This is a genomic window from Pseudonocardia sp. ICBG1034, from assembly GCF_020131375.1.
GTDB lineage: Bacteria > Actinomycetota > Actinomycetes > Mycobacteriales > Pseudonocardiaceae > Pseudonocardia > Pseudonocardia alni.
Genome location: NZ_JAHLEK010000024.1, coordinates 174,060 through 198,257 on the forward strand (window position 1 = coordinate 174,060; position 24,198 = coordinate 198,257).

The following is a 24,198-nucleotide window of genomic DNA, read 5'->3' on the forward strand; positions in this document are numbered from 1 at the left end:
CGGGTCTGGGATGTGCCGGTCATCCCTGGGTCGTGCCGATGTCGGCGCTGTCCTGCCGGGGCCGGGGGATGTCCCACGGCATCGCGGCGAGGACCTCCTCGACCGGGCGCAGTCGGAGCTCGCCGAGCAGTCGGTCGGAGTCGTCGTAGTTGAGCCGAATGACCTTGTCCCAGCCCGGGGCGGTGTAGCGGTCGAGTGTCCAGTGCAGGCCGACGCGGGTCAATAAGTCCGGGCCAGTGGGGTCGACGCTGGAGAACTGGCCGTGGTGGACGAGCCAGGTGATCGTGCTCGGATCGACGCTGCGCGGCACGAGCTGGGCGTACGCGTTGTTCGCGGCGCCGGCGATGTCGGACAGGATGTAGTGGCTGCGGGGCTGGCCACGGAGCTCGCTGAGCACGACGGTCAGCAGGAGGCGATCGGCCGCGGCCGGGTCACGGGCGCCGCGCAGCCGCGCCAGGCATGACGTGGTCGACCCGTAGCGGTGCGTCCAGCTCAGGATCGCGTCGCTGGCCAGTGTCAGGCCGTGGGTGTGGGCCGAGGTCATGGTGTTCATCATCGTTCACGGCTCCGGGTTCGTCATGGCCTGCTGAGTGGGGGAGCGATCGGGGCCGCGGGTATGTGGTCGTCGAGTAGTCGCAGCAGCAGCTCGTCTGCGCGGGGACGGGCGATGATCTGCAGGCCGACCGGGCAGCCGTCGGTAGTGAATCCGGCCGGCACACTGGCTGCGGGGTGCCCGGAGAGATTGATGCCCCACGTGAGCGCAACGCTGAGGTGGTCGCCGGGGCCGTCGTGGCCGTGTGCTCGTCCGGGGGTTGTGGGTGTCAGCAGCAGGTCGGCGCTCTGGAAGAGCGCGGCGAGCCGGGTGTTGTGGTCGCGTCGCGATAACTGAGCGTGGCGGAGTTCGGCTGCGCTCGACGAGGTGCTGCGCAGCGTCGTCCAGGCGCGCTCGGGGTCGGTGAGGGTGACCCCAGGTCGGGACAGGGTCAGGCCGGCGCGGGCGCACACGGCCTGGGCTGCTCGTTCTGCGATCCCGGCCACCTCGGGGTCGAGGTGTGGACCGGCGTAGCCGAGGGTTGCCGACCATGCTGCGGTCGTCAGGGGGCTCGGTGATGTCCCTACCTGGGGGGACCAGTCGGGGAGCACGGTTGCGGCCCAGTGCTGCAGGAGGGTCGGGTCGCGGACCAGCACGCCGGGCACGGCGAGCCCTGTCGGGTCGGAGGTGGGGGCACGGCCGGTGGTGGGCTTGAAGCCGATCACGTGGCACCACGCGGCCGGGATGCGGACGGATCCGGCTCCATCACTTCCGCAGGACAGAGCGACGATTCCGGCAGCCACCGCCGCGGCGGCGCCGGCGGACGACCCGCCGGGGGACAGGTCCGGTCGCCACGGGTTACGGGTCGGGCCGCGATCGGTGTGACCCCAGGTTTGGTGGCGGGTTCCGGGTCCGGGCACCGTAGTGGTGCCGATCGCTACTGCGCCCGCGTGGATCATGCGTTGAGCAGCGGGGTGATGCAGCCCCCGGCGGCCTTTCACGGTGATCGGCAGGCCCGCTAGGCCAGGAGCGTGCTGAGGGGACACTGGGGTGCTGCCGCCGGGTAGGCGGCCGATCTCGAGGAATGCGCGCAGCGTCGGGTCGGCGCGACGGGCATGCTCGACAGCAGCGTCGACAGCCGAGTTCAGGCCATGGCCGGGGTCGGATGTGAGGTGGTCCGCAGTGCGGGTGTCGTTGATCGAGGCTGTGCCCTCCTCAGTTGCACGGGCAGAGCCCGTTGCTGACCGTTCTACTCGGCTGGGTGGCCGGTGCTGTTGAAGATCTGGGCGTAGGAGTCGTCGGCCAGCTGGCGGACCAGCTGCCGGGACTGCCCGGGATCGAGTGCCGCGTCGCGGTAGATGCGGTGCCGGCGCCGGTAGCACTCCACTCTGGTGGGGTCGTCCTCGCGGTACTCGCTGGCCTCGAGCTCGACGACGACAGTGGCCGGAGTGTTCTGCCCGGTGAACTCGAACAGGTCGAAGCTCGCACCGTATCTGCTGGGCATGTCGGTGTCGGTGGGGATGATGCGAAGCGAGACCGTCGGGAAGTCGGCGACCTCGGCGAGACGGCGGAGCTGTTCGGCCAACACCGCCGGGCCGCCGAGACGGTGTCGCAGAACGGCCTCGGTGATGACGACATCGAAGTTCGTCGTGGGCTGGTAGAGCAGTTCCTGGCGGGCGACGCGGGCCATCACGGCGGCATCGGCGTCCTCGGCACCGAGACCGACGACCTCGCGCATCAGGAAGTTGGCGTAGCGCGCGGTCTGGAGAAGTCCGGGGATCATGGCGTTCTGGAACACCCGGATCTGGGTGGCGGCACGCTCCAGCTCGTCGTATCGCGCCTGGTGGGCACGCCATCCGGCCGTATGCAACGTGGTCCAGTCAACCATTCCGCCGGCTTCGGCGGCGAGGCTGAGCAGCGAGTCGACGTCCGCGCCGGTCGCATCGACGGTGTGTTCGGCCCAGGACCGGATGAGGTCTTCGTCGAGACGTCGGGTCTGACCTGTCTCGAGTTTCGAGACGGTGGCCTGGGAGATACCGAGCAGCAGGCCGAGCTCGGTACCGGTGAGCCCGGCAGCCTTCCGGCGCGCGCGCAGGCGCGAACCGAGCTGTGACTTGGCCTTCTGCAACCAGGGGCTCCTTCGGGGACTACCGGCTCAGTGACGGGACGGTGAGGGCGGGCGGTGCGGGTACCGGTGTGGTGCGCTGGCGGGGCACGGTGTCGAGTGCGTAGCGCCCGGCCGGCACCGTCGTGGCCAGGTCGATCAGGAGCTGGCGGATCTGGACGAACGGCGCGACGTCCTCGACAGGCTCGGCTCCGAGGAACCGCCCCTCGTCGTCGAAATGTTGGACGAATGCCGTCGTGTCGTCGAAGAGCCAGAAGTCGGGGACCTCAGACCAGGCTGGGTCGAGCTGTTCGCGGTCGATGACCTCGATGTCCTCGCCGGCGGCGATGTTGTCGGGGTAGGCGGCGAACTCGAAGCGGGTGTAGTCGGTGACGGGTCGGCCAACGACCCGCACGCGTCCGATCTGCGCTCCGCGGGTTCGGGCGTCCTCGACGATGCGGATCCAGCCGTTGTTGTCCCGGGTCTTGCGCGGCAGTGTGCCCCCGCGCAGGAACGCCTGGATGCGTTCCTGCTCTCCGTCGACGGTGTAGACGTCGCGTCCCTCGTAGCGCCAGGCGTAGTCGGTGAACCGGTCGTACATCCGCCCGAGCTCCTCGGCGCTCATGCGATGGCCTCCTGGTCGAGTTCGACGAGGTTCTCGTGACTGGGAGCCTTGATCGTGTTGAGCACGATCGGATCGGTGACTTGCCTGCCCCGCACGAGCACGCGGTCGGCGCCGGCGGGGCTGATGGTCCAGGGCCAGTCGGGCTGCCCGGTGGCGTGGGCGTGTCGGTGGAGCAGCTCGTGCGGGACGACGACCGCGTCGGTATCACCGCTCACTGCGTCTCCCTGCACGACGATCGTTCCCCGGTCTGTGGCGTAGGTGTTCGGGCAGTTCCCGCCCTCGCAGCCCATGTCCGCGATCCTGCGCATTCCGCCTCCGCGTGCCTCATGACGAATATTCCACGAGCACCGACGAGCGTAGCGGCCTGCCCCCGCTCGCGAAACGTCCAACGAGGAGCACCATCGGCGTGGTTACGCCGGAGCAACCCACTCACCACGCTAGAGAATATTCGTGATATTCGCTAGCGTTCAGGTGCCTCGGCGGGTGTTGCAGCACCCGCCGAGGCGTGGATCGCACGACCTGACTTCGACTCGAGGGGTACGACCCATGTCCAGGATCGCAGTGTCTTTCCCGCCCCGTCCCGGGCCCCTGGCCGCTGGATGCGGTGCATTCGTCCGGATGACGGCCGTCGACGGTCTCGAGCACGAGATCGGGCCGGACGACCTCAGCTCGGGCCTCGGCAGGGGGTGCTACCGGGCGATGTGCGGCGCGGTGATCGCGCCGGCGTCGCTGACCACGTCGCCGGGAACTGTGTGTCGTGGGTGCGCGGTAGAGGCCGTGCCGCATCCGGAGACGGTCGAGTGTGACAGCCGCAGAGCTCGTCGCTCGACGGCGATCTGGCTGCGTGGTCTGCGGGCCCGTGCCGCCCGGCTGACCTCGACGGAGTGGGCCGGAGGCGTCGATGTCGCAGCGTAGGTCCGTGCAGTCCCTGCGGGAGCGGGCTGCTCAGCTTGCCGCCGAGGCGGAGCACTCGGCCCAGATCCGTGCACTGTCGGTGCATCCCGATGTGGTCGCGTTGCAGGTCGAGCGGGTTCGCCGGACGGTGAACCGGTTGATGTGGAGCGGCATCGTGCTCGGGATGGCGTTCTGCATGACCAACGTGCAGGAGTTCGGGGCGGAGGGGACAGCGCGGTGGTCCCCGGGCTGGTGGGCAGCCTGGCTGCTCGATCCGATGGTGTCGCTGGTGTTGATCGCGGTGGTGCTGGCGGAGCAGACGACGTCGCGGTGGCAGCTGTCGACACCGGTCTGGGCCCGTCGCGCTCGCTGGGCGACGCTGGGCGCGACGTATGCGATGAACACCTGGAAGGCGTGGGGAGCGCTGGATCCGGGGCTGATCTTGCTGCACTCGGTTCCGCCGCTGGTCGTGTTCGTCGCGACCGAGGCTGCACCGGAGATCCGGGACCGTCTCACCGAGGCGGTCAAGGCCGCTGCGGCGGACTCGGGACGGGGGCCGGCGACAGTTGCTGAGGCCGCTGCCGCGGTAGGCATCGCAGGAGCCCATCCGACAGCCGCCGAGCTGCAGGCTGTGTCCGCAACGGGTGGCGCTGCCGGTAAGTCGCAGATTCGTCCCGCGGACGGTACGGACGTCGTGGGCCGTTGGAACCGTGAGGATCTTCTGAGCGCGGCCCCGGCGGTTCGGGTCGAGCAGGTCAAGGACCTGATACGTGGGGGCCTGGTTCCGTCGGTGGAGCTCACCGGCTCTCAGGTCGGCGCCATCTTCGGCCAGTCGGCGCGCACTGGGCGCCGCGATATCGAGGAAGCCGAGCGACAGCTGGGTATGGCACAGAACTTGGGCGCCATCGATCGGCAGCGGCGTGCAGGCCTGACTGCCACTCCGGAGCACGACATCGCGTCCGACGGTCCTGGTGTGCTGGTCGTCGTGGGGTCGGAGCGCTCTGCGCCGGTGGGGGTGAGCGCATGACTTCTGCCGAGTTGCACAGCGTGTTCCCCGGCCCCGAGGACTCGTCGACGCTCGAGCCCCAACAGGGTCGGGCGACCGATCCGGATCCACCCCGCGACTCCGCCTCGTCCCGCCCTCCGATGCCGTCGGGGCCGACCGCCGATGCGTGGAGATCCGTGCGGTGGGCGGGGAGCCGGGTGTGGTGGTGGGTGCTGCTACCGCTGGTGCGTTCGGTCGTGGCCTCTGCGATGTGGGCTGGGCTCGGGCAGCGCTCGGCCGCGGTCCTGTCCCGAGGAGTGGTTCAGGTGGGCGCCGGGTGTTCCCTGTCGCTGGGGATGGTGTTGCTGTGTGGGCCGGCGGTCGTGGCGATCGTGGTCGGCGCCGTCGTCACGGGCGGCGCCGCGCTGTTGGTGTGGCGCCGGGTCATGCCCGTTGTGGTGCCGGCGGCAGGCCTGGTGTTCGGGGCAGGCCTGCTGTTCTTTCCCGGGACGCTGGTGATGGTCACCGGGCTCGTCCTGACGGCGTGCGGCGGCGCGGTGCTGGCGATCCCGATCGGGAGGGCGGCCTATGCCCATACCGAGAGGGCCCGGGTCCGGGCCGGTTACGGAGTCGACGGGTGGGCCGGGTGGTGGGATCTGCATCGGCACCTGTCCCCGCATGCGGTCCGACTGGTCGCCGCGGTGACCAGGGCCAGTGTGGCCGCGGAGGTCAGCTGCGACGGGTCTGGGGGCGGCTTGGTCCCCGGGTTGGTGGAGCGCCTACCGGCCCGGCGGTGCGGGAGCTGGCTGGGTCGTTCGGTGGTCGGGCCGGTGATCGGTACCGACTGCTTTGCATCGCATCGGGATGTGGTTGGTCTGGTGGCTCCGCCGCAGACCGGGAAGACGGCGTTGATGGGCCATCACGTCCTCGACCACGACGGCCCGCTGCTGGCCACCTCGACCAAACCCGACCTGTACAACTACTGCGCCGGGAAACGGGCTCAGCAGGGTCCGGTGTGGTTGTTCAACCCCGAGCAGCTCGGCGATCTGAGGTCCTCGGTGTGGTGGTCTCCGGTGTCGGGGTGCGCGGACGCGCAGGTGGCTGCGGTGCGGGCTGGGTTGATGGTCGGTGGTGTGTCGACGAGCGAGGACGGCGGTGATCGCTGGGATCAGTGGTCGGTCAGTGTGCTCACCGCCTTGCTGATGGCCGCGGACCTGTCCGGCGCGGATATGGCCACGGTTGCCCGGTGGGTGTTCTCCCCGACCAGTGACGCGCGCAGTGGTGGAGCCGGCGAGGCTCTGCAGATCCTGGGCCGGAATCCCGGCGGACGCGTCCCGGAGGGGACGCTGGATGCTCTGCGTCAGGTTCTGGCGACCGATGCCCGCAAGACCCGCGACTCGATCTTCATGACCTTGTCCGAAGCGGTGAAGTTCATGACCGATCCGCAGGTTGCTGCTCTGGTCACCGGTGGCGCCGGCGGCCAGGAGCTCGACGCCGACCAGCTCGTTGCTGGTCGCGGTTCGTTGTTCGTGGTCGGATCGGACCGCGAGCATGCCTCGATCGCGCCGCTGCTGGCGGCGATGACGGGCCATCTCTTCGAGACGGCCAAACGGGTCGCCTCGTCGCGGCCGAAGGGGCGTCTGGATCCGCCGCTGGGGTTGTTCCTCGACGAAGCTGCGTTGATCACTCCGGTGCCGCTGGACCGCTGGGTGGCCGACGCTGGTGGCCGTGGGATCCACATCGAGTGGGCGGTGCAGTCACCGTCCCAGCTCGCCCAGCGTTGGGGTGTCAAGGGTGGCGAGACGATCTGGAACGCCACCAACGCCAAGGTCATTTTCGGGGGGCTGTCGCTGCGTGAGGACTTGGAGAAGGCCTCGGTGCTGTGTGGGGACAGGCACGAGCGGCTGCCCACCGGCGGAGGCGAGGAGCGCTACGAGAAGGTGCGGGTGTGCCCGGTCGACCGGGTGCGCACGATCCCGCAGTGGCACGCGCTGCTGATTCATCGCGCGACCCCCGCGACCGTGGTGCGAGTCAGTCCGGTGTGGGAGCGGTCTGACCTGTGCCCGCCGCCTGCGATCATCACCTGGACGCCCGGTGTGACACGCGGTGCGGTTCCTGCCGCCGCGCAGGCGGTGGGTCCGGTGGCCGCGTAGTTCTGGCTGGTCCAGCGCACCTGCGCCGGACCGGCCACTGTCGCCGTGTCGTTGAGATGAGGGGAGACCGGTCACTGTGACCAGCGATGGGCCGGGACCGCCGCAGGGCGAGGATCGATCTGTTCCTGGGGGGCGTCGGCCGTGGGCGGTCGTCGTGGGGGAGCAGCTGCGCCAGGTGCAGCGCGAGCTCGACGCCACGGCCCGGCAGGGTGATGTGACCGCCGGTCACGTCGCCGAGATCGCCGACATTCTCGGTCGCATGAGCCCCCGGCTTGACGACGTCGAACAAGGGGTTGCCGCCCTCGGTGGCGCGGTCGAGGCCGCCGTTGCGGGGGCGGGTGCCGGGGACGCGGAGGACGAGGCGCTGTCGCTGACCCCGGCGCTGCGCTGGTCGCAGCTGGATCGCACCGCCAAGCACGCCGCGTGGGACGCCCTGGGAGGGTTCGTCTCCGAGGTGCTCAACGACGAGTACCAACTTTCGCGGCTGGAGCTACCCGATTGCTGGCCGGTGCATCCGCGCGCGGTGCGTGAGCTCGCGTGGCTACGCACCCTCTACATCTCCTCCAGCGCCCCCGGAATCCGCCCGGAGCTGGTAGCCGAGTGGCACGTGCGCTGGCTCCCGGCCGCGATCACCAACCTCGCAGTGGCCATCGACGGGCGCGAGTGCGCCCCGGGCAAGCACCGCGTGACCGAGGAAGAACGCCGCCGCTACGACGAAGCCGTCCAGGAGGCTGGCTCCGCCGGCCAGCATCCGTCGGCACTGACCTCCGAGCGGGGAGTCGATCGCCCCCGGTACTTCCCCGACCAGTTCCCGCCGCTGCGGGGTCACGATTCCAGCTACGGCGCACGCCAGGCTCGGGTGGCACTGCTCGACGCGGAAACGCCGGCACCGCCGAGTCGTCCCGAGCATTGGCGGGAGTACTTCCTCGACGCCCGTATGGCCGACATTGGCGGGAACGGAACCGGTGCCTGACGCATCCAGCCAGGTGACCCCGATAGTCACCTCCCCAGGTCCACCGTCCGTTACGGGCGGGTCGATGTCCTCTGCATCGGGTGTCGTGCGCTCCGGTGATGAGACCGCGCCGCAGGACGTCCCGATCGTGCGAACTCGGGCGGCCGTGTGGGGCGACCGGCTCGCGATGCACTTGGAGGCTGGGCGAGTTCGCCTCAACGGTGTCCAGGTGACCGATCTGGACACCCCGGCCCCGGAGGGCACCCGGATCGTCATCGCCGGGAGCTGACGACGTCCGTCCCTGGTACCTCCCGGGACGGCCGCGCGGCCCGTCCCCGTTAGTGCCGGGGGCGGGGTGTCGTCGTCTGGGGCGGTGCGGTCGGTCGTGGTCAGTACCGCAGGTTGTAGAGCGACCAGCTGGTTTCCTGGCTCTGGGTCGGGTTCCCGTTGGAGATGCAGCGGTACTCGGAGGTGTCGGGCCGGCCCCGGTAGGCAGCGATCGCCGCCTCGCATGCTCCTCTGTTCGCGTAGGTCGCGACGTAGCTCCAGGTCGGGGACTGGGCAGGGGCAATGGGAGCTGCGGCGGCGACCCCTGCACCGACCGATGTCAGGGTGGCGGCCCCGAGTGTGAGGCCGATTATTGTGGACCTGAGAACCCGCATGGTCCTGCTCCTCCTGCTTGGTGATCTTGGACTTGACCGAGGCTAGGAGCACTCTCCCGGGACCCCTCCCGAACTCGACTCGAAGCCCGGAGGGGTCCTGCTGCGTCGGAGGGCGGCCAGGCGGCTAGTCATCGGATCCGCCTGGTCCTCGTCCCGGACCGGTGCGGTGGTCCTTCGGGACCGCTCGACGGGAGGTCGCGGGCCTCGCGCAGCTCGCGGAGGTGCTCGCTGAGCGCTTCCCTGGCGGCCATTCGCGCCCCTCGTCCCGCCGGCCGGTCCCGCAGAGCTGGCGACAGCTGCGCAGGAGGGGTGGGCCCGCTGCCGGTGCCGGTGCTCGCGCGCATCCGGCCGATCTGCACGGCGCGGATCTCGCCGAGGCGTCCCTGCCAGGGCCGTAGCCGGGCGCCGATGATGCGCAGGGGGTCCCGGGCGCCGGTGGTGACCGGACCACGCGGGCGGTCAGGGTGGTCGGGGTGGTGCTCGAGTGCGTGACGCAGCCCAGCGACGGTTGCACCCGCCTCCCACCACGGCTTGAGCAGCGACCGGGCACGCCAGATGTCGATCGTGCCCCTTTGTCGGCCTCCTAGGCCGAGAAGCCTGAGCAGGGTGAGGGTGGCCTGGTTCCTCGTACCGGGGGTGTCGGGGACGTCGTAGGGGTGCCATTTCCGTTGGTTGGTGACTTCAGACCGTCTGCCGCCCGACAAGGGCTTAAGACTCACGTGAGAAGTGGGGAGGTCGCCACTTTCATCCACAGTGGTCTGACCTGGGTGTTCGCGGGTGTGCTCGGTCGGGGTGGTGAGCGGGGGGAGGGGTGCGTGTGTGACGAGGGCGTAGGTCGGGGTGCGGCCGGTGTCGGTGCCCAGGAACTGGGCGCTCGCGCCGGCCTCGACGACGACGAGCAGACCGCGGTCGCGGGCCCAGGCCAGCACGCGGGACACGGTGCGGGCGGCGCGGCCGCCGGCGGCGCCGAGCCGGTCGATGGTGAGCCCGGTGATCAGGCCGGTGTCCCAGTCCATGTGGCAGACCAGGCGGCGCAGGATCACCGACCAGCTGGCGCGTTTGTCCGAGCGCCACTCCTCGTCGTCGACGAGGCGGGCGATGTAGTCGAGGGCTTCGAGCTGGGAGGTCAGCACCCGCCACTCGTGGTCGATGAAGTTGCGCCACCCCGGGTGTGGGGTGAACCCGCGGGCGTGTCGGGCCCGGGCGCGGGTGACACCGCGCGCCCGCGCCCGGGCGGTGGGGGGCAGGGCGCGGCTCGGGCGCCCGGGCCCGCTGGTGGGGCCCGACGTCGAGCGCGCAGCCCGACCCCGCGGCGTCCGGCGAGGCGCGGCAGCGCGGCGGATGCCGAAGTCGCCGGCGGGCGGCTGAACCCCGAGGGGGGTCTGGTGGAGCAGGCAGAGGTCGGAGGTGGGGCCGGAGGCCAGGGTGAACGCGCCGTGCTCATAGCAGCGGATGCAGAACCCGGTCTCCGCCGCTGGTGAGCGGCGGTTTTCCAGGCACGACGAATTCGCCCCGTGTCTGTGGTGGTTGGCTCCCGGCCCAGGATGTATCCTGGACACGCGAAAGCGCCCCTTCTTCGCAGGTTGGGGATTTCGCCCCGGTACGCCGGGGCTACGGCGTCAGACGGGTGCAGGTCCGACTGACGCGAGAACGATCCGAGGCGGTCTCCTGGCAGGGAGGCCGCCTCGTTCTTTAGGAGGCCTTGGTCAGGGGCTGCTCCGGACGGTTGTACTGGACCGGGATCTGGCCCGGGATCTCGTTGCGGTAGCGCAGGCCCAGATGAATCAGGGAGCCGGCGACGAGCGAGATGCTGCGGTCGCGTTCCCGGGCGATCTCACGGACGACCTGGTCGTCGGTGAGAGGGATGCGGGCGGTGAAGCCTGTCGACTCGCTGCGTGGGACACGAAGGGGCAACTCGTCTGGGAGCTCATCGACGTGCTGAAGCCCGATGTTGATGAGCTTCGCTGCCGTCTCAGAGACGTACCAGCCGAGGCTGGTGGCCAGCGCCTTGAGCGCAAGGTCGTCGGCCAGCAGAACCTGTGGAAGAACCACTGCACGCGGGCCCTTCGACGGGCGCCCTGTTGGTCTTCTCGCCATGCCGACGATCCTGCCCTGCTTTCTGAAACGAGGGCAGTGCGACACGCCCATCACCTTTCAGAAAATCCTCGCACCGCCCGATCTGCTTCGACGACCACGCCCCTGGGCAAAGCCCGCAGGCGCCCATCAGGTCCGGGCCCAACGCGACAGCAGCGTCCGCTCGGGTCCTCGTCGTCGCTGAGCCGTTCGCCGTAGAGCTGCCTTCGGACTCCACGGTCGTCGTCACGACGACCGTGGGGCTGATCGCCCACCGTGCACGACGAATGCCCCAACCCGATCGCACCAGGGTGCGTCGGGACCATCCCCGCTAGCGCGGGGACGACCGGTCGGCGTACCGGACCCCGTGGAGGTAGCCAGGACCACCCCCGCTAGCGCGGGGACAACGGCATGCAGTCCCGGATGGGTGGCCTAGTCGGGGGACCACCCCCGCTAGCGCGGGGACGACTCGACGTAGCCGGTCCACTCGGCGACGGCCCAGGGACCACCCCCGCTAGCGCGGGGACGACTTCGGGATCATGCGCGCCCTGGACCCGGGGGTGGGACCACCCCCGCGGGCGCGGGGACGACTTCCTCGCCTCCGTGCTCGTCCCGGTGATCGCGGGACCACCCCCGCTAGCGCGGGGACGACGAAGTTGGATCGACAGGGCCGGCGCATCCGCCGGGACCACCCCCGCTAGCGCGGGGACGACGGGCGGGCCGCCGGGGTGGACCCGATGACCCTGGCACCACCCCCGCTAGCGCGGGGACGACGCCGCCGACGACACCGCCCAGTACATCGAGCTGGGACCACCCCCGCTAGCGCGGGGACGACCCGATCTGGCGGAACGCGGCGACCTGGCGGTCGGGACCACCCCCGCTAGCGCGGGGACGACCCGCACTCGACGAGGTCGACGGTCTGGTCCTCGGGACCACCCCCGCTAGCGCGGGGACGACGATCAGGGTCTTGCGCAGGGCCACGAGGAGGTTGGGACCACCCCCGCTAGCGCGGGGACGACGCCACGACCATAAACGCGGTGCCCAGGGTGGTGGGACCACCCCCGCTAGCGCAGGGACGACAGCGTCGTTGCCTTCGACGACAGGTGGTCGACGGGACCACCCCCGCTAGCGCGGGGACGACCTCGAGAGCGCCGAGCGCGACCGCGCGCACCGGGGACCACCCCCGCTAGCGCGGGGACGACGCCACCCGAGTGCACCGCATCGCGGTCGACCTGGGACCACCCCCGCTAGCGCGGGGACGACATGATCGACTGGTAGCCGGAACAGTCGGCGCCGGGACCACCCCCGCTAGCGCGGGGACGACGCGGCGGTGAGGTGGTTCGGGAGGACGGTGCCGGGACCACCCCCGCTAGCGCGGGGACGACCACGGCGTCGACCGCGCCGAGGGCCGCGGATGGGGACCACCCCCGCTAGCGCGGGGACGACGCTGCTCGACCGGTGGGTCTCGGACAGCCGGAGGGACCACCCCCGCTAGCGCGGGGACGACACGGGTGCCGAGTCCGTCGCCGGGGTGAAGACGGGACCACCCCCGCTAGCGCGGGGACGACGTGCTGATCGGCGCCGCGCTGGCCCAGGACGCGGGACCACCCCCACTAGCGCGGGGACGACTCGAGCAGCCTGCGTCCGGCGCCGTGCCCAGCGGGACCACCCCCGCTAGCGCGGGGACGACCCGACCGGTCGCCTCGCAATACCCCCCGCAGCGGGACCACCCCCGCTAGCGCGGGGACGACTTCGGCCCGATGCGGGTAGATGAGTACGCATCGGGACCACCCCCGCTAGCGCGGGGACGACGTCCGGTAGGGCTGTCAGGTCGCGGTAGCGGGGGGACCACCCCCGCTAGCGCGGGGACGACTACGACTTCACCGGTTTTGCGGCTCACCCGCAGGGACCACCCCCGCTAGCGCGGGGACTACAGGTGCCAGGTGATCCGCTGGTGGTCCGACCCGGGACCACCCCCGCTAGCGCGGGGACGACGACCTCGCCGGGGGTGGCGGCGGACACCTGCAGGGACCACCCCCGCTAGCGCGGGGACGACAGGGGGTTGACCTTGCCCTCAGAGATGGCCTTGGGACCACCCCCGCTAGCGCGGGGACGACCCCGACGCCGGGCTCGGCCGGACCTACGGTGCGGGACCACCCCCGCTAGCGCGGGGACGACGCGTTGGCCTGGATGTTGATGAGCACGGTGTCGGGACCACCCCCGCTAGCGCGGGGACGACCGGGCGGTCGCCCACGACTTCGGGGTGTCCGCGGGACCACCCCCGCTAGCGCGGGGACGACCCGGTCACCAGGCGGGACTCGCCCTCCGGCGCGGGACCACCCCCGCTAGCGCGGGGACGACGCGCAGGGCGTCGCTGAGTTGGGCGGGGCTACAAGGACCACCCCCGCTAGCGCGGGGACGACTGTGCGGGCCACAAGCCGGGGCCCCTCTCAACGGGACCACCCCCGCTAGCGCGGGGACGACGCGGCGACAGACCAGGATCGGCTCCCACGCGGGGACCACCCCCGCTAGCGCGGGGACGACCGGAGCTGCCGGCACAGGTGCGGGTCGGCCGGGGGACCACCCCCGCTAGCGCGGGGACGACGTCGCCTCCGGCCGGCACGAGGGGTTCAACAAGGGACCACCCCCGCTAGCGCGGGGACGACCGCAACACCATGTTCCGGTCGTGGGATCGGACGGGACCACCCCCGCTAGCGCGGGGACGACGATGACCTGCACGTCCACCACGCGCGCCCAGTAGGACCACCCCCGCTAGCGCGGGGACGACGGGTTCTTGCTAGCTCAGGTGGGACAGGCTCAGGGACCACCCCCGCTAGCGCGGGGACGACGGCCCGCCGCCCTGCGCGGCCTCGGGCTCGTCGGGACCACCCCCGCTAGCGCGGGGACGACGCGGTGCTGGTGGTCACCGGAGGTCACCTCTCGGGACCACCCCCGCTAGCGCGGGGACGACACTTGCTGACCAGCAACGACGGACGAACCGAAGCCAATTCTGCATCGACTTCGCGACAACCGGCCTCTGGGGCCCCAGTTACGGGAACGCTCGCTCAACGACCCCGGAACCGGCGTCGACGGCCGGCGCTGCTCCACCCCGCGCTCCGGTCCGAGGTACTGGGAGATCGTTGATCCTCACCTCCCGGGTTCGGCCGCAGCATCAGTGTGATGCCTTCGATCTCGGTGGGAATCCAGTCGTGCTTATGGGTCCGAAAGTCGAGGCCCTGCTCGTTGTCGGCGGAGAAGACCATGATCGCCCGGCCGGTCTTGACCATGTCGACGGTGCGGAGCCAGAGCAGTTCCCGGACTCGCGTGGTGACCTTCCCGACGAACACCCCGGCCGAGATCTCCAGCAGCCACCGGGTGAGATGCCCGCGCAGCCCGGCCGGGCACGCGGACACGACGATGACGATCATTCGTCGTCCTCGAAGTGCGGGTACTCGTCGGTCGGGTCGAGGTAGACCCCGCCGTCGTAGGACGTGCCGGAAGCGACAGCTCGGCCGTTCCCGTCCCAGAGCATGACGACGTCGGCGTCGAGATCGCCGTCGTCCTGCGCGTCGTCCTCGGGAGGGGAGAGCAGCGCCTTGACGTCGCGCACGCAGTTGTCGAGGAAGGAGCTGTCCCGCAGCCGGTCGCGGACGGCGCGGCGGGCCTCGCCGGGGATGTCGTCGACGTCGGCGGCGGCGACGTCGAACGCGACCGGGATGGCGATGTCGGCCTTGTAGAGGTCGGCGACGTCGAACACGAACGACAGGACGTGTCCGGTGTGGACGAAACCGAGACCGGGTGCACAACCGAGAGCGACGATCACCGCGTGGACGACGCCGTACAAGCTGGTGTTCGCGGCGGAGAGCGCCTGGTTCACGGGACTTCCGCCGGCGAAGTCGTCGGTCTTGTAGTCCCTCCGCGTCCACTCGACGCCGGTGCGTTCGGCGTTCTCCCGGTAGATCCGCCGGACCCGCGCGCCCTCCCGGCCGCGGAGCTGCTGCATGGTCAGCCCGGACACGTCTTCGCCCGGGAACCGCATCGCGTACATCTCCCGGGCCACCCGCAGCCGCGAGCGCTGGTTGGACACCAGCGCCGCCTGTGACTCCAGCAGACGCGACGACCGGGCGAGCGAGCGGCCGTGCGCGTAGTAGCGCACGCCCTGCTCGCCCACCCAGACCGCGGTCGATCCGCTCTCGGCGAGCAGCACCATCGCCTGCTGGCTGACCGTCGTCCCCGGGCCGAGCAGCAGTGCGCCGAGTGCGGCGGCCGGGATGTGCACGGTGCCCTTGCGGTCCCGGGCGGTGATCGCGTTCGCATCCCGGTGCACGACGCAGTGCTCGAGGTAGACGAACGTCAGTCGGTCCTGGGCCCGGACGAGCTGTCCGAGCGGGACCGGTTTCGACCCGGGAATCTCCTTCATCGGGGGACGGCGAGAGTCATCAGCCCGCAGCCGTACCCCTTGGCGGGGCCGATGCCGTCCGTCAGCGACGCGCGCAGTGCCCCCGGGTCGGTAACGACGAGCGTGCCCTCGAACAGCGCCGTCGACAGCGTGACCTGCCGGTTACCGCGGTCGAACCGCAGCGTGCGACGGTCCCTGAGCACGGCGTCGTCGACGCCCGTCGTGGTCTCGGGGACGGCGAAGCCGCGCCGTTCCGCCTGCCGTCGGAACCATTCCGACTGCTGGGTGGCGGTCACGTGCCCGTGCCGTTTCCCGCGTCCGCCGCCCTCGGGTCGGACGTTGTGCACGGGGTTGGCGCGCAGCCGGAACGCCCAGCGGTCACCGGAGGTGAGCCTGTCCAGGAACGGGCCGTAGTCGCGGGTCTGCCAACCGTAGGTGGGCCGCCCGATCTGCTCGACGAGGTGGGTCAGGTCCGGCTTGTCGGGGCTCACGACGTAGAGCACGGCGTCGTGCTCGCCCGGGTCGAGCCGCCACAGCACGCGACCCGCGCCGTCGTCGCGCCGGGACTCGGGGAACGCGGCCATGACGCCGGCATGCAGCCGCTGCGGGGAGGCGAGCATCGACCGCGCGGCGCGGCGCTGCGGATTGATCTCGAAGCGGGTCAGGTGCATCACCACAACGCCTCCAGCGGTGCGTGCTCGTCACGGCGACGACGGCGCGCGGCCTCGTCGTCGAACCGGGGGTTGGCCACGGTGACGGGGTCGTGGCGCAGCACCGACCGCCACTCCCACTGACGGTGGTGGGGGTCGAAGCCGTGCTCGACGGGCTCGTCGCGGACGAGTTCGGCGCCTGCGGTGTCGGGCGTGCAGTCCGCGACGAGCTCCAGGTCCGCCGACGGGGCGAGGTGTGCTGCCTGGAACCAGGGGGACGCCCGCCACGGCTCGGCCCGCAGTGCCGTCACCACGTCGCCGTCGCGCAGGCCGAGTGCGATCGGTCCGGCCGGGGGACAGGACCGCCGGCCGAGGAACAGCGGGAAGTACGGGCGTCGCAGCGCTCCGTCGAGGCCCTCCAGCAGGTTCGTGTCGCCCTCGATGGCGGCGAGGAACACCGCGTCGGCCAAGTAGTGCCGGGTACTGATCGAGACGGGCGTGCGTTCGCCGGGGCGACCCGCGGTCTGCAAGTCGCGTTCGATCCGGCCGGGCTGCTCGGTGCGCACGGCGAACCGCAGTGACAGCAGCTCTTCGAGCGGGTCGGTGCGCCGGCGGCCCTGAGCGGCGGCGAGCAGGCCGACGATCCCGCTCTTGCTGGGGGTGCGGTCGGTGGCGCGACGGGTGAACCGGCTGCTGGTGCCCCAGGACTGGAGCGGCCCGGCGAGCCGCAGGAGCAGGGCGGTCACGACAGCCGCGCGTCGACGGTGTCGCCGACCGCGGTGACGGTGGCCGCCAGATCGCTGCGGGTCGCGAACGCCTCCAGCGGGTCGACCCGGCTGCCGGGTCCGGAGACCCACGCGGCGACGGGGGCCTCGTCGTAAGCCTTGTGCAGCTCGGCCGCGTGGGTGGCGAGCCGGGTGATCGCGGTCGGGACGCGGCCGTCATCGCCGACGGGTTCCTCGAAGGCTCCCACCAGGTTGATCGGCTGGCTGTCGCGCAGCACGACCAGCACGGCGTCGGGGAGGGTGCGGTTGGCGAAGGTGTTCTGCTTGCCGGTCGGCATGCTGGTGACGAACGCGCGCAGGAACGCCTCGACGGCGCGGCGGGTGGCCTTGTCGTCGCCGAGGTTGTCGCGCAGCCGGTCGACGTCCACGGTCGCGTACCGGTACAGGGTCGCCGAGTTGAACTCGACGGTGCCGATCATCCCTGCGCCCGCGTCCTCCTCGGCGTCGGCGTTCTTGTGGTCGTCGACGGCGGTGAAATAGTCGTACTCGTTGGCGACGGCGTGCACGGAGATCGCGTGCGCGACCTGGGCGGCGGCGTCGACGTTGAGGTCGGCGTCGTCGGCGATCATGCGGCCGAACAGGGCGACGTCGACGGAGTGGTCGGCCTTCGCCCTCGCCTTCGCGATCTTCCTGTCGACCGGGGCGCCGGTGCGCGCGGACTCGATCGCCAGCTCGGCGAGGGCGGTGATCTGGTGGTGGCTGAGGAAGACGAGGTAGCCGGACTCGGCGGGGTCGGTCTTGCGGTTCTTCGGCGGTGCGATCTTGATGCCGATCGCCTCGACCGCCTTCACTGCGAGGTCGTGCGCAGAGTCCTCCAGCGACTCGTCCAGGCCGACGATCCGCTCCCCGATCAGCTCGGCGAGCCGCTTGCTGCGCACACCCAGCTCGGTGTCGTCCAGCGTTCCGCGGAACGCTGTGCGGGTTGCGCGCTTCCACGCCTGGCTCGACACCCGGGACCGGGTGACGCCACCGAAGCGGGCAGTCTTGGGGGAACCGGTGTCGTCACGGTTGAGGTTGCTCGGCGGGACGGTCTGCAGGACGTGGACGTCGAGGATGCTGCGGGGCATGACGGTGCCTCTCGGCTCAGGTGGCAGGGGAGTCGGGGTCGGGGGTGGTGTCGCCACGTTCGGTGCGACGGGTGCGGTGGAAGCCGCGGGCCCAGGCGAGCTGGACCCGGGAGCGGCGGCCGTCCTGCCAGGCGACGAGCTGGTCGGCGAGCAGGCCGTAGTCCAGCGGCCGCGAACCCGCCCGCAGGAGCTGGACGACGCCGCGCAGATGGTGGCTCAGCTCGTCGAAGGAGTCGGCGGTGCCGAGCATCCGGAACCGCCGCAGGATCGGGTCCGGGACCGGACCGGAGTTCAGCAGGCGCAGGGCGGTGCCGAGGTCGGCGCCACGCCGGTACATCCGCTCCGCACGTGACTGCTGGTGCAGGGCGTAGAGGGTGACGGCGAGGTGCGCGGCGTTCTCCTGGTGGGTCGCCGCCGTCTCACCGTGGGTGAAGAACGTGTCGGAGACGGTGTACTCCAGGACGTCGAGCACCTCGCCCGGCCGCTTGCCGGCGCCGCGACGCAGCCGGGCGAGCGCAGCGACCGCGGCCGGATCCCGATAGTTGTCGGACAACAGCCGTCGCTGCAGGTCGTGGACCTTTCCGTCGACGAACCGGCCCGCGACACCCAGCTTCGTGGCGTCGGCCTCGGTGGTGGTCATGATCGTGTCCTCCGGTCAGGCCGCGGTGTCGGCGTCGACGAACGCCAGCGGGACGGCGGCGCCCAGGTTCTTCCGGAAACGGGCCTCAGCGTGCGCGGCGGTCAGCAGGTTGCCGCGGCTGTCGGTTCGCCCGGCCCAGCAGGCGGGTGGGATGTCGCGCAGCAGGTCCGCGGCGGAATCGGTCACGATCCCCCGTACCTCGCGGTGCCAGGCGATCTCCTCGGCGTAGCCGTCGGTGTCCGGGCCCAGCGTCCGTAACCAGTCTCGGAACGGACGGTCCAGCCGCGCGAACGCCGCCTCCCGGGCCCGGCCACGCGGTCCGTCCGCGATCCCCCCGGCGGCGACGGCGAGGTCGCCCGCCAGACCGCCGAGCGCGAAGCAGGCCCTCTCCGCGGCGACGACGCAGTCGGTGGCCGTCCTCGCGAGCGCGACCGCATCGTGCCGGGCCAGGACCGCCTGGAGGTCGATGACGTCGTCGACCACGTCGTCGACGACGGATTCGTTCGAGCCGTAGACCATCCCGATCGTCCGGAACCGGACCCAGTGGTCGAAGGGAAGGACGTCGCCGACGAGGTCGGCGAGCCGGTGCACGATCCCGGGGGAGAGGAAACGCTGCGGGCCCTTCTTCGGGGTCTCCGGCTCGGGGGCGGCCGGGAGCAGCGCTTGCAGCCCGCGCCACACCGCCCGGTCCGGGTCGTGCCCGCGCGGCATGTAGACCGGGGACCGCTTGAGGATGCGGTCCTGGTTCTCGCTGTGCCGCCACCCTGAGTGCGGCTCGACGGTGAACCGGTCCTGCGGGGTGATCTTCTCCCCGTTCGCGATGAGTACCCGGGCGACCCGGTCGCCGTCGGGGAACAGCCGGATCCGGCGGCTCGGCCAGGTGTAGAGGTCGACCGGTCCGGTCGGCGGGCGCCCCTCCGGCATCTCCGCGGCCGCGGTCACGGGCGGACGCTCCCAGGTCGGCAGGTCGACCGCGAGATCGCGGCGGAAACGCTCGTCGTCGGCCGGGAGCAGGTTGAGCAGCAGCGTCTCCTTCAGCGTCCGCCCCTCCAGCAGGACGACGCCGATCTGCCCGGTCCAGGCGACGCCGATCGGGTAGCCCTTGCCGTTCTTGACCCGGTCGTCGCCGGCGGCCCCGGACTTGATCCCACTCGGGTCGAAGGCCATGCAGTGCACCAGCCAGCGCGCCGCCTCGGCGAAGCTCAGCGACAGCTCTCCGCCGAAGCGGGTGGTGAAGACCGGAACGCCGTTCGGGACGTCCGCGATCAGCTTGCTCAGCTCCGACGCCTCGCCCTTCGCCGTGCGCAGGTCGGCGACCTGCAGGAACGGCGTCTCGGGGTGGAACAGGTCGAACCGCGCGGCGTGCCTGTCCAGGTAGGAGGCGAGCTCGGTGACGGGGAGCTCGTCGGCGTCCCACAACGCTTGCCACGCCGCCTGGTCCGCGGGGCCGAGTGCCCCGTGCAGGACGGCGAGAAGCAGCCGGGTCAGCGCCGCGTTCTGCGTCGGGAGATCGGCGGACAGGCCGGCCAGCTCGTGCGCGGTGCCGAGGGTGCGCAGGATGCCGAGCTCGACGACGGTGCCGTCGTCGACACGGCGGGCGGGGATCCAGGGGGAGTGGGTGAGGGGGAACGACGGTGGTGCGGGGTCGGGCACGGGTCTCCGTCCGGCAGCGGGATCGGGTCAGGGATCGAGGCGTTCCACGAGCAGGCCACGGGCGAGGTCGTAGACGATCCGGAAGTGGGCGGCGCCGTGGTGCAGCTCGGCGGCCCGATGTTCGTCGAGCACCAGCACGAGCTGCCCCTTCAGCAGCGGCGCCTGGTGGAAGCTCGGGAAGTGGTTGTGCTCCAGGGCAGCCACGACACCGTCGCCGACGGCGTTGAGCTGGCTCATCCCGACCGGCAGCCGGAGTGCGCAGGCGGCGATCCGGCGGGCGAGACGGTCGGGGACGCGGTCGTCGAGCGGGATCTGGGTGCCGCCGTCGGGGACCCAGACCGGGACGAGCAGCCCTCCGGCACCGTCGCTCTGCACGACGAGGCACTCCAGGGTCTCGGCGCCGTCGCGGACCTGGCCGGTGAACCGGGTGTCGCGGTCGGTCTCGGCGTCGCCGACCTGGACCTGCAGCCAGTCATCGAGATTGCCTCCGTCGCCACCTGTCTCGCCGAGCAGGAACGTGCCGGCCCGCTCCTCCCGCCGGGAGATCTCGGCGTCCAGCTTCGTCCGGGCTGCCTCCATCGCCCCGTGCCAGCCGTCCGGCCCGACCTCCTCGGCACCGTAGGCGGCTTGCACGAGCGGCGCGATGTCGTCCGGGACGGTGATGGTCTTCAGGTCGGTGAGCAGCGCGGCGCTGCGCAGTAGTGGGTACTCGCCGTACACCCGTCGCGACCCGGCGACCGCGCGGACCGGAGCGGCCGCCCAGTCGTCGACGCCGGTCAGCAGGACCCGCGGCTCCCGCAGCCGCTCCGGACGCTCACGGTCGTGGCGGTGCAGCCGCCCGAGCCGCTGCAGCACGAGGTCGACGGGGGCGAGGTCAGTGACGAGCACGTCGAAGTCGACGTCGAGGCTCTGCTCCACCACCTGGGAGGCGACGACGACGTGCCGGGTCGGGCGGTCCGTCGTGGCACCCGGCGGACCGAATCGGCGGATCAGGTCCCCGTCGAGCCGTGATCGGTCGACGGCGAGGAAGCGGGAGTGCGCGACGGTCACGTCGTCGTCGCCGAACTCGGCCGCGAGCCGGTCCGCGGTGTCCTGGACGCGGGCGACCGTGTTGCGGATGACGACCGCGCAGCCGCCGTCGACCAGGGCCTCGCGCAGCGCCGTCACGAGGGAGTCCAGGTCGTCGCCAGTGTCGGTGGAGTGCAGGTGCTCCACGTGCACCGTCCGCGCCGCCGACCCGGCGGGCACGACGCGGGCGGGCAGACCGGTCGCGGAGATCAGCGGGTAGCCGGGCCCGTCGGGAACGATCGTCGGGAGCGATGGCCGCGAACCGGACTCGTACGCCCGGATCAACTCGGCCCGGCGAGCGGCGGGCAGCGTCGCCGACAGCAGCACGACCGGGGTGCCGTAGGCGCCGAGCCAGTGGAGGGTCCGGTCGAGGTAGCGGGACATGTACACGTCGTAGGCGTGCACCTCGTCGACGATCACGACCTTCCCGGCCATCGCGAGGTGGCGCAGCATGAGGTGCCGGCTGCGCAGCGCGGTGAACAGCACCTGGTCGACGGTGCCGATCACGAACTGGGCGAGCGCGCCCCGCTTGCGACCGCGCAGCCAGTGGTGGGCGACGCCGACCTCGCGGTCGTGCCCGCAGCCGTCGCCGTCCGCTGCGACCAGGCGTCCCCGGCCGAGGTCGCGGAACTCGTCGTTGAGTGCGTTGGTGCTGTGGGCGAGCATCACCGCGACGTCAGCGGGCATGCCAGGAAGCGATCGCATCCAGCGCAGGACACGGCTGAACATCGCGTCCGACGTCGCCCGGGTCGGCAGCCCGACGAAGCAGCCGTCGGCTCCCGTGCGGGCGGCCAGGGCCTCCGCGGCGAGCAATGCGGCCTCGGTCTTACCCTCGCCCATCGGTGCCTCGACGATCACGAGTCCCGGTGTCGGCTGGTCCAGGGCCGCTTCAACGGCGGCGACCTGCGACGGGCGTGCGGATCCGGCCGGGCGACCGAACCGCCGCGCGAACATCGTCGCCGGATCTGTGACGGCGTGTGCGTCCCAGCCGCGGGGCAAGTCGAGTTCCGACCAGGCCAGGGCTGCGCGCCGGACCGACCGGTCGGCGTCGGGCGGGGACGGGTCGTCGCTGATCGTGTCGGCCGGCTGGAGGGTGAACAGGTCGGCGTTCGACGCGATCCAGTCGGCCATGATCACGATGCCCGCGCACAGCACCTGCACGGGCCGTGACAGCCGCGCCGTCGCGAACCGGCGCAGCGCGTCCTCGCCGACCAGCCCAACGGCCCAGCGCAGAGCTGCGCGGCGGGCGTCCTCCCACGGGCCGACGCCACGCAGCACCGGCCGGCCACGCACCTCGTTGAGGACGTTGCGGGTCGGTGGGACGCCGTGGTGAGCGCCGACGATCGACGCGAGCTGGGCCGCGGTCGTCGGGTCGAAGCCGAGCGCCTCGGGCAGCCAGTCGCCGATCGTCACCTCCCCGACGCGCTCATGACGGACGATCGCCCGTTGAGGGTGCACGCCTATCCCGTTCCGGACGACGAGGCCGTGCCGCGTCATGAGCGGCGTCAGCGACGGGACCTGGGCGGCGAACGCGGGACTGATCTTGCCGATGTCGTGCACGGCGGCGAGCCAGCGGACGAGGATTGCGACGTCGGAGTGGTCGCCGTCGAGATCGGCCGCGATGCGGTCGAGGACCAGGGGCGAGACCCACCGGTGAACCAGGAGATCGGCGACGGCCGCAGCATCGGCGAGGTGGACGTGCAGGGGCAGCCACTCAACCACGGTCGTACGGTCGTTCTCATCGGTGATCGACTTCCCCCAGGAGGACAGCCAAGGGTCGACTGCGGTCACCACACACTTACTCCTCGTCACTGCGGTACCGGCGGAGTCGTACTGAATGGGCGTTGCGTTACTTACGGTCGGCTGCGTCCGGGTGGTGGCGAGCGCCAAGTCGAATGGGATCGGGTGCCGGGAGGTATAAAGTCGCTGGTCAGAGAGTGTCGTCCCCGCGCCCGCGGGGGTGGTCCACGACGTCCGCAGCTCCGTCCCGGCCCCGGGGTCGTCCCCGCGCCCGCGGGGGTGGTCCCTAGGGGTGTTGCGCTAAGCGGTAGCTGGCCAAGTCGTCCCCGCGCCCGCGGGGGTGGTCCCGTGGCGGCAGAGCTGTCCGCGGAACACCTGTCGTCGTCCCCGCGCCCGCGGGGGTGGTCCCTTCTGCGCGCTCGGAGGTGCGGGGGTGGGTGCGTCGTCCCCGCGCCCGCGGGGGTGGTCCCCCGGCCAACAGCCTCGCCCGCCATCAGACGTTGTCGTCCCCGCGCCCGCGGGGGTGGTCCCGGACCCTCGCCGCCGGGCAGACCGCCGTCCTCGTCGTCCCCGCGCCCGCGGGGGTGGTCCCCGGCTGGACACGTTGGCGCATCTGTTGACGCAGTCGTCCCCGCGCCCGCGGGGGTGGTCCCTGGATGCCGCCGCGCTCGGCCTGGAACGCGGGGTCGTCCCCGCGCCCGCGGGGGTGGTCCCTTGACCGCGTAGATCGACGACGCCGTGGACGAGTCGTCCCCGCGCCCGCGGGGGTGGTCCCGTCGCGCCGAACGAGCACTGCCCGGTGACCAGGTCGTCCCCGCGCCCGCGGGGGTGGTCCCCGGGGCTGTTGGTGAAGCTCGAGCGCTACTCGGTCGTCCCCGCGTCCGCGGGGGTGGTCCCTGGACCGACCCGGTCCCGGTGCGTGACGCGTTGTCGTCCCCGCGCCCGCGGGGGTGGTCCCCAGTGCGAGGTCGGTCTTCACCTGGGCGGGAGGTCGTCCCCGCGCCCGCGGGGGTGGTCCCACGAACGTCTGCCGGGCCGGCGCCGCGGCGTTGTCGTCCCCGCGCCCGCGGGGGGTGGTCCCGGGGTCTACCAGGGCCACGTCGTGGTGGTGCCGTCGTCCCCGCGCCCGCGGGGGTGGTCCCGAGGTCCGTCCGCGCCTGGTCGAGGCCATCGCGTCATCCCCGCGCCCGCGGGGGTGGTCCCACGATCGACAGGA

19 protein-coding genes and 2 CRISPR repeat arrays (1 of these 21 cut by a window edge) are annotated in these 24,198 nt (G+C 71.6%); of the genes, 4 read left to right on the top strand and 15 right to left on the bottom strand.

Features of this window, described 5'->3' with window-relative positions:
* Window positions 1-19: 19 nt before the first annotated feature.
* From KPF22_RS30495 to KPF22_RS30515, 5 genes are all read right to left on the bottom strand, one after another.
* A complete protein-coding gene (locus KPF22_RS30495) occupies window positions 20-544 on the bottom strand; it encodes a hypothetical protein (protein WP_224404143.1) in 525 nt (174 codons plus the stop codon).
* A gap of 32 nt (window positions 545-576) precedes the next feature.
* On the bottom strand, window positions 577-1,491 hold the full coding sequence (locus KPF22_RS30500) for an amidase family protein (RefSeq protein ID WP_224404144.1): 915 nt from the start codon (window positions 1,489-1,491) through the stop codon (window positions 577-579).
* A 290-nt stretch (window positions 1,492-1,781) separates the two neighbouring features.
* Complete coding sequence (locus KPF22_RS30505; protein WP_224404145.1) at window positions 1,782-2,660, bottom strand: DUF5753 domain-containing protein; 879 nt, start codon at window positions 2,658-2,660, stop codon at window positions 1,782-1,784.
* A 19-nt stretch (window positions 2,661-2,679) separates the two neighbouring features.
* The gene (locus KPF22_RS30510) at window positions 2,680-3,261 is read right to left on the bottom strand and encodes a DUF6879 family protein (RefSeq protein WP_224404146.1); all 582 of its coding nucleotides are present in this window, start codon (window positions 3,259-3,261) and stop codon (window positions 2,680-2,682) included.
* Window positions 3,258-3,569, bottom strand: coding sequence for a hypothetical protein (locus tag KPF22_RS30515; protein ID WP_224404147.1), 312 nt, complete (start codon window positions 3,567-3,569; stop codon window positions 3,258-3,260). Before KPF22_RS30515 ends, KPF22_RS30510 begins: the two co-directional genes overlap by 4 nt.
* 611 nt (window positions 3,570-4,180) lie before the next feature.
* On the opposite strand from KPF22_RS30515, the gene KPF22_RS30520 reads away from it, so the two are divergent.
* The 4 genes from KPF22_RS30520 to KPF22_RS30535 all read left to right on the top strand — a co-directional run bounded on the left by KPF22_RS30520 (window position 4,181) and on the right by KPF22_RS30535 (window position 8,534).
* Window positions 4,181-5,182 carry a hypothetical protein gene (locus tag KPF22_RS30520; protein ID WP_224404148.1) on the top strand — a complete coding sequence of 334 codons (1,002 nt, stop codon included), beginning with the start codon at window positions 4,181-4,183 and terminating at the stop codon, window positions 5,180-5,182.
* Between the two features lie 188 nt (window positions 5,183-5,370).
* Window positions 5,371-7,293, top strand: coding sequence for a type IV secretory system conjugative DNA transfer family protein (locus tag KPF22_RS30525; protein WP_224404149.1), 1,923 nt, complete (start codon window positions 5,371-5,373; stop codon window positions 7,291-7,293).
* A 154-nt stretch (window positions 7,294-7,447) separates the two neighbouring features.
* Window positions 7,448-8,266 (top strand): hypothetical protein, encoded by an 819-nt coding sequence (locus KPF22_RS30530; protein WP_224404150.1) that lies wholly within the window; start codon window positions 7,448-7,450, stop codon window positions 8,264-8,266.
* Window positions 8,267-8,330: 64 nt separating this feature from the next.
* Window positions 8,331-8,534, top strand: coding sequence for a hypothetical protein (locus KPF22_RS30535; RefSeq protein ID WP_224404151.1), 204 nt, complete (start codon window positions 8,331-8,333; stop codon window positions 8,532-8,534).
* Between the two features lie 501 nt (window positions 8,535-9,035).
* Here the strand turns inward: KPF22_RS30535 and KPF22_RS30540 are convergent.
* The 10 genes from KPF22_RS30540 to cas3 all read right to left on the bottom strand — a co-directional run bounded on the left by KPF22_RS30540 (window position 9,036) and on the right by cas3 (window position 23,033).
* Window positions 9,036-10,040, bottom strand: coding sequence for a hypothetical protein (locus KPF22_RS30540; protein WP_224404152.1), 1,005 nt, complete (start codon window positions 10,038-10,040; stop codon window positions 9,036-9,038).
* Between the two features lie 559 nt (window positions 10,041-10,599).
* Window positions 10,600-11,058 carry a hypothetical protein gene (locus KPF22_RS30545; protein ID WP_224404153.1) on the bottom strand — a complete coding sequence of 153 codons (459 nt, stop codon included), beginning with the start codon at window positions 11,056-11,058 and terminating at the stop codon, window positions 10,600-10,602.
* Window positions 11,059-11,298: 240 nt separating this feature from the next.
* A CRISPR array of direct repeats spans window positions 11,299-13,951; the repeat unit is 29 nt; unit sequence GGGACCACCCCCGCTAGCGCGGGGACGAC.
* Between the two features lie 94 nt (window positions 13,952-14,045).
* Window positions 14,046-14,408: a type I-E CRISPR-associated endoribonuclease Cas2e gene (gene cas2e, locus KPF22_RS30550; protein ID WP_224404154.1), complete on the bottom strand. Its 363-nt coding sequence runs from the start codon at window positions 14,406-14,408 to the stop codon at window positions 14,046-14,048.
* Window positions 14,405-15,400 carry a type I-E CRISPR-associated endonuclease Cas1e gene (cas1e, locus tag KPF22_RS30555; protein WP_224404155.1) on the bottom strand — a complete coding sequence of 332 codons (996 nt, stop codon included), beginning with the start codon at window positions 15,398-15,400 and terminating at the stop codon, window positions 14,405-14,407. The genes cas2e and cas1e overlap by 4 nt, the downstream gene beginning before the upstream one ends.
* Window positions 15,397-16,050, bottom strand: coding sequence for a type I-E CRISPR-associated protein Cas6/Cse3/CasE (cas6e, locus tag KPF22_RS30560; RefSeq protein ID WP_224404166.1), 654 nt, complete (start codon window positions 16,048-16,050; stop codon window positions 15,397-15,399). The genes cas1e and cas6e overlap by 4 nt, the downstream gene beginning before the upstream one ends.
* On the bottom strand, window positions 16,050-16,775 hold the full coding sequence (cas5e, locus tag KPF22_RS30565) for a type I-E CRISPR-associated protein Cas5/CasD (RefSeq protein WP_224404156.1): 726 nt from the start codon (window positions 16,773-16,775) through the stop codon (window positions 16,050-16,052). The genes cas6e and cas5e overlap by 1 nt, the downstream gene beginning before the upstream one ends.
* The gene (gene cas7e / locus KPF22_RS30570; protein WP_224404157.1) at window positions 16,772-17,881 is read right to left on the bottom strand and encodes a type I-E CRISPR-associated protein Cas7/Cse4/CasC; all 1,110 of its coding nucleotides are present in this window, start codon (window positions 17,879-17,881) and stop codon (window positions 16,772-16,774) included. The genes cas5e and cas7e overlap by 4 nt, the downstream gene beginning before the upstream one ends.
* A 16-nt stretch (window positions 17,882-17,897) precedes the next feature.
* Window positions 17,898-18,521 (bottom strand): type I-E CRISPR-associated protein Cse2/CasB, encoded by a 624-nt coding sequence (gene casB, locus KPF22_RS30575; RefSeq protein ID WP_224404158.1) that lies wholly within the window; start codon window positions 18,519-18,521, stop codon window positions 17,898-17,900.
* 15 nt (window positions 18,522-18,536) lie between these two features.
* A complete protein-coding gene (gene casA, locus KPF22_RS30580) occupies window positions 18,537-20,174 on the bottom strand; it encodes a type I-E CRISPR-associated protein Cse1/CasA (protein ID WP_224404159.1) in 1,638 nt (545 codons plus the stop codon).
* A 27-nt stretch (window positions 20,175-20,201) separates the two neighbouring features.
* A complete protein-coding gene (gene cas3 / locus KPF22_RS30585) occupies window positions 20,202-23,033 on the bottom strand; it encodes a CRISPR-associated helicase Cas3' (RefSeq protein ID WP_224404160.1) in 2,832 nt (943 codons plus the stop codon).
* A 148-nt stretch (window positions 23,034-23,181) separates the two neighbouring features.
* A CRISPR array of direct repeats spans window positions 23,182-24,198; the repeat unit is 29 nt; unit sequence GTCGTCCCCGCGCCCGCGGGGGTGGTCCC; it runs 354 nt beyond the window's last position.

Coding starts and splice junctions, on each gene's coding strand:
- KPF22_RS30495 (WP_224404143.1), bottom strand. CDS start 544: ATGACCTCGGCCCACACCCACGGCCTGACACTGGCCAGCGACGCGATC.
- KPF22_RS30500 (WP_224404144.1), bottom strand. CDS start 1,491: ATGATCCACGCGGGCGCAGTAGCGATCGGCACCACTACGGTGCCCGGA.
- KPF22_RS30510 (WP_224404146.1), bottom strand. CDS start 3,261: ATGAGCGCCGAGGAGCTCGGGCGGATGTACGACCGGTTCACCGACTAC.
- KPF22_RS30515 (WP_224404147.1), bottom strand. CDS start 3,569: ATGCGCAGGATCGCGGACATGGGCTGCGAGGGCGGGAACTGCCCGAAC.
- KPF22_RS30535 (WP_224404151.1), top strand. CDS start 8,331: ATGTCCTCTGCATCGGGTGTCGTGCGCTCCGGTGATGAGACCGCGCCG.
- cas2e (WP_224404154.1), bottom strand. CDS start 14,408: ATGATCGTCATCGTCGTGTCCGCGTGCCCGGCCGGGCTGCGCGGGCAT.
- cas1e (WP_224404155.1), bottom strand. CDS start 15,400: ATGAAGGAGATTCCCGGGTCGAAACCGGTCCCGCTCGGACAGCTCGTC.
- cas6e (WP_224404166.1), bottom strand. CDS start 16,050: ATGCACCTGACCCGCTTCGAGATCAATCCGCAGCGCCGCGCCGCGCGG.
- cas7e (WP_224404157.1), bottom strand. CDS start 17,881: ATGCCCCGCAGCATCCTCGACGTCCACGTCCTGCAGACCGTCCCGCCG.
- casB (WP_224404158.1), bottom strand. CDS start 18,521: ATGACCACCACCGAGGCCGACGCCACGAAGCTGGGTGTCGCGGGCCGG.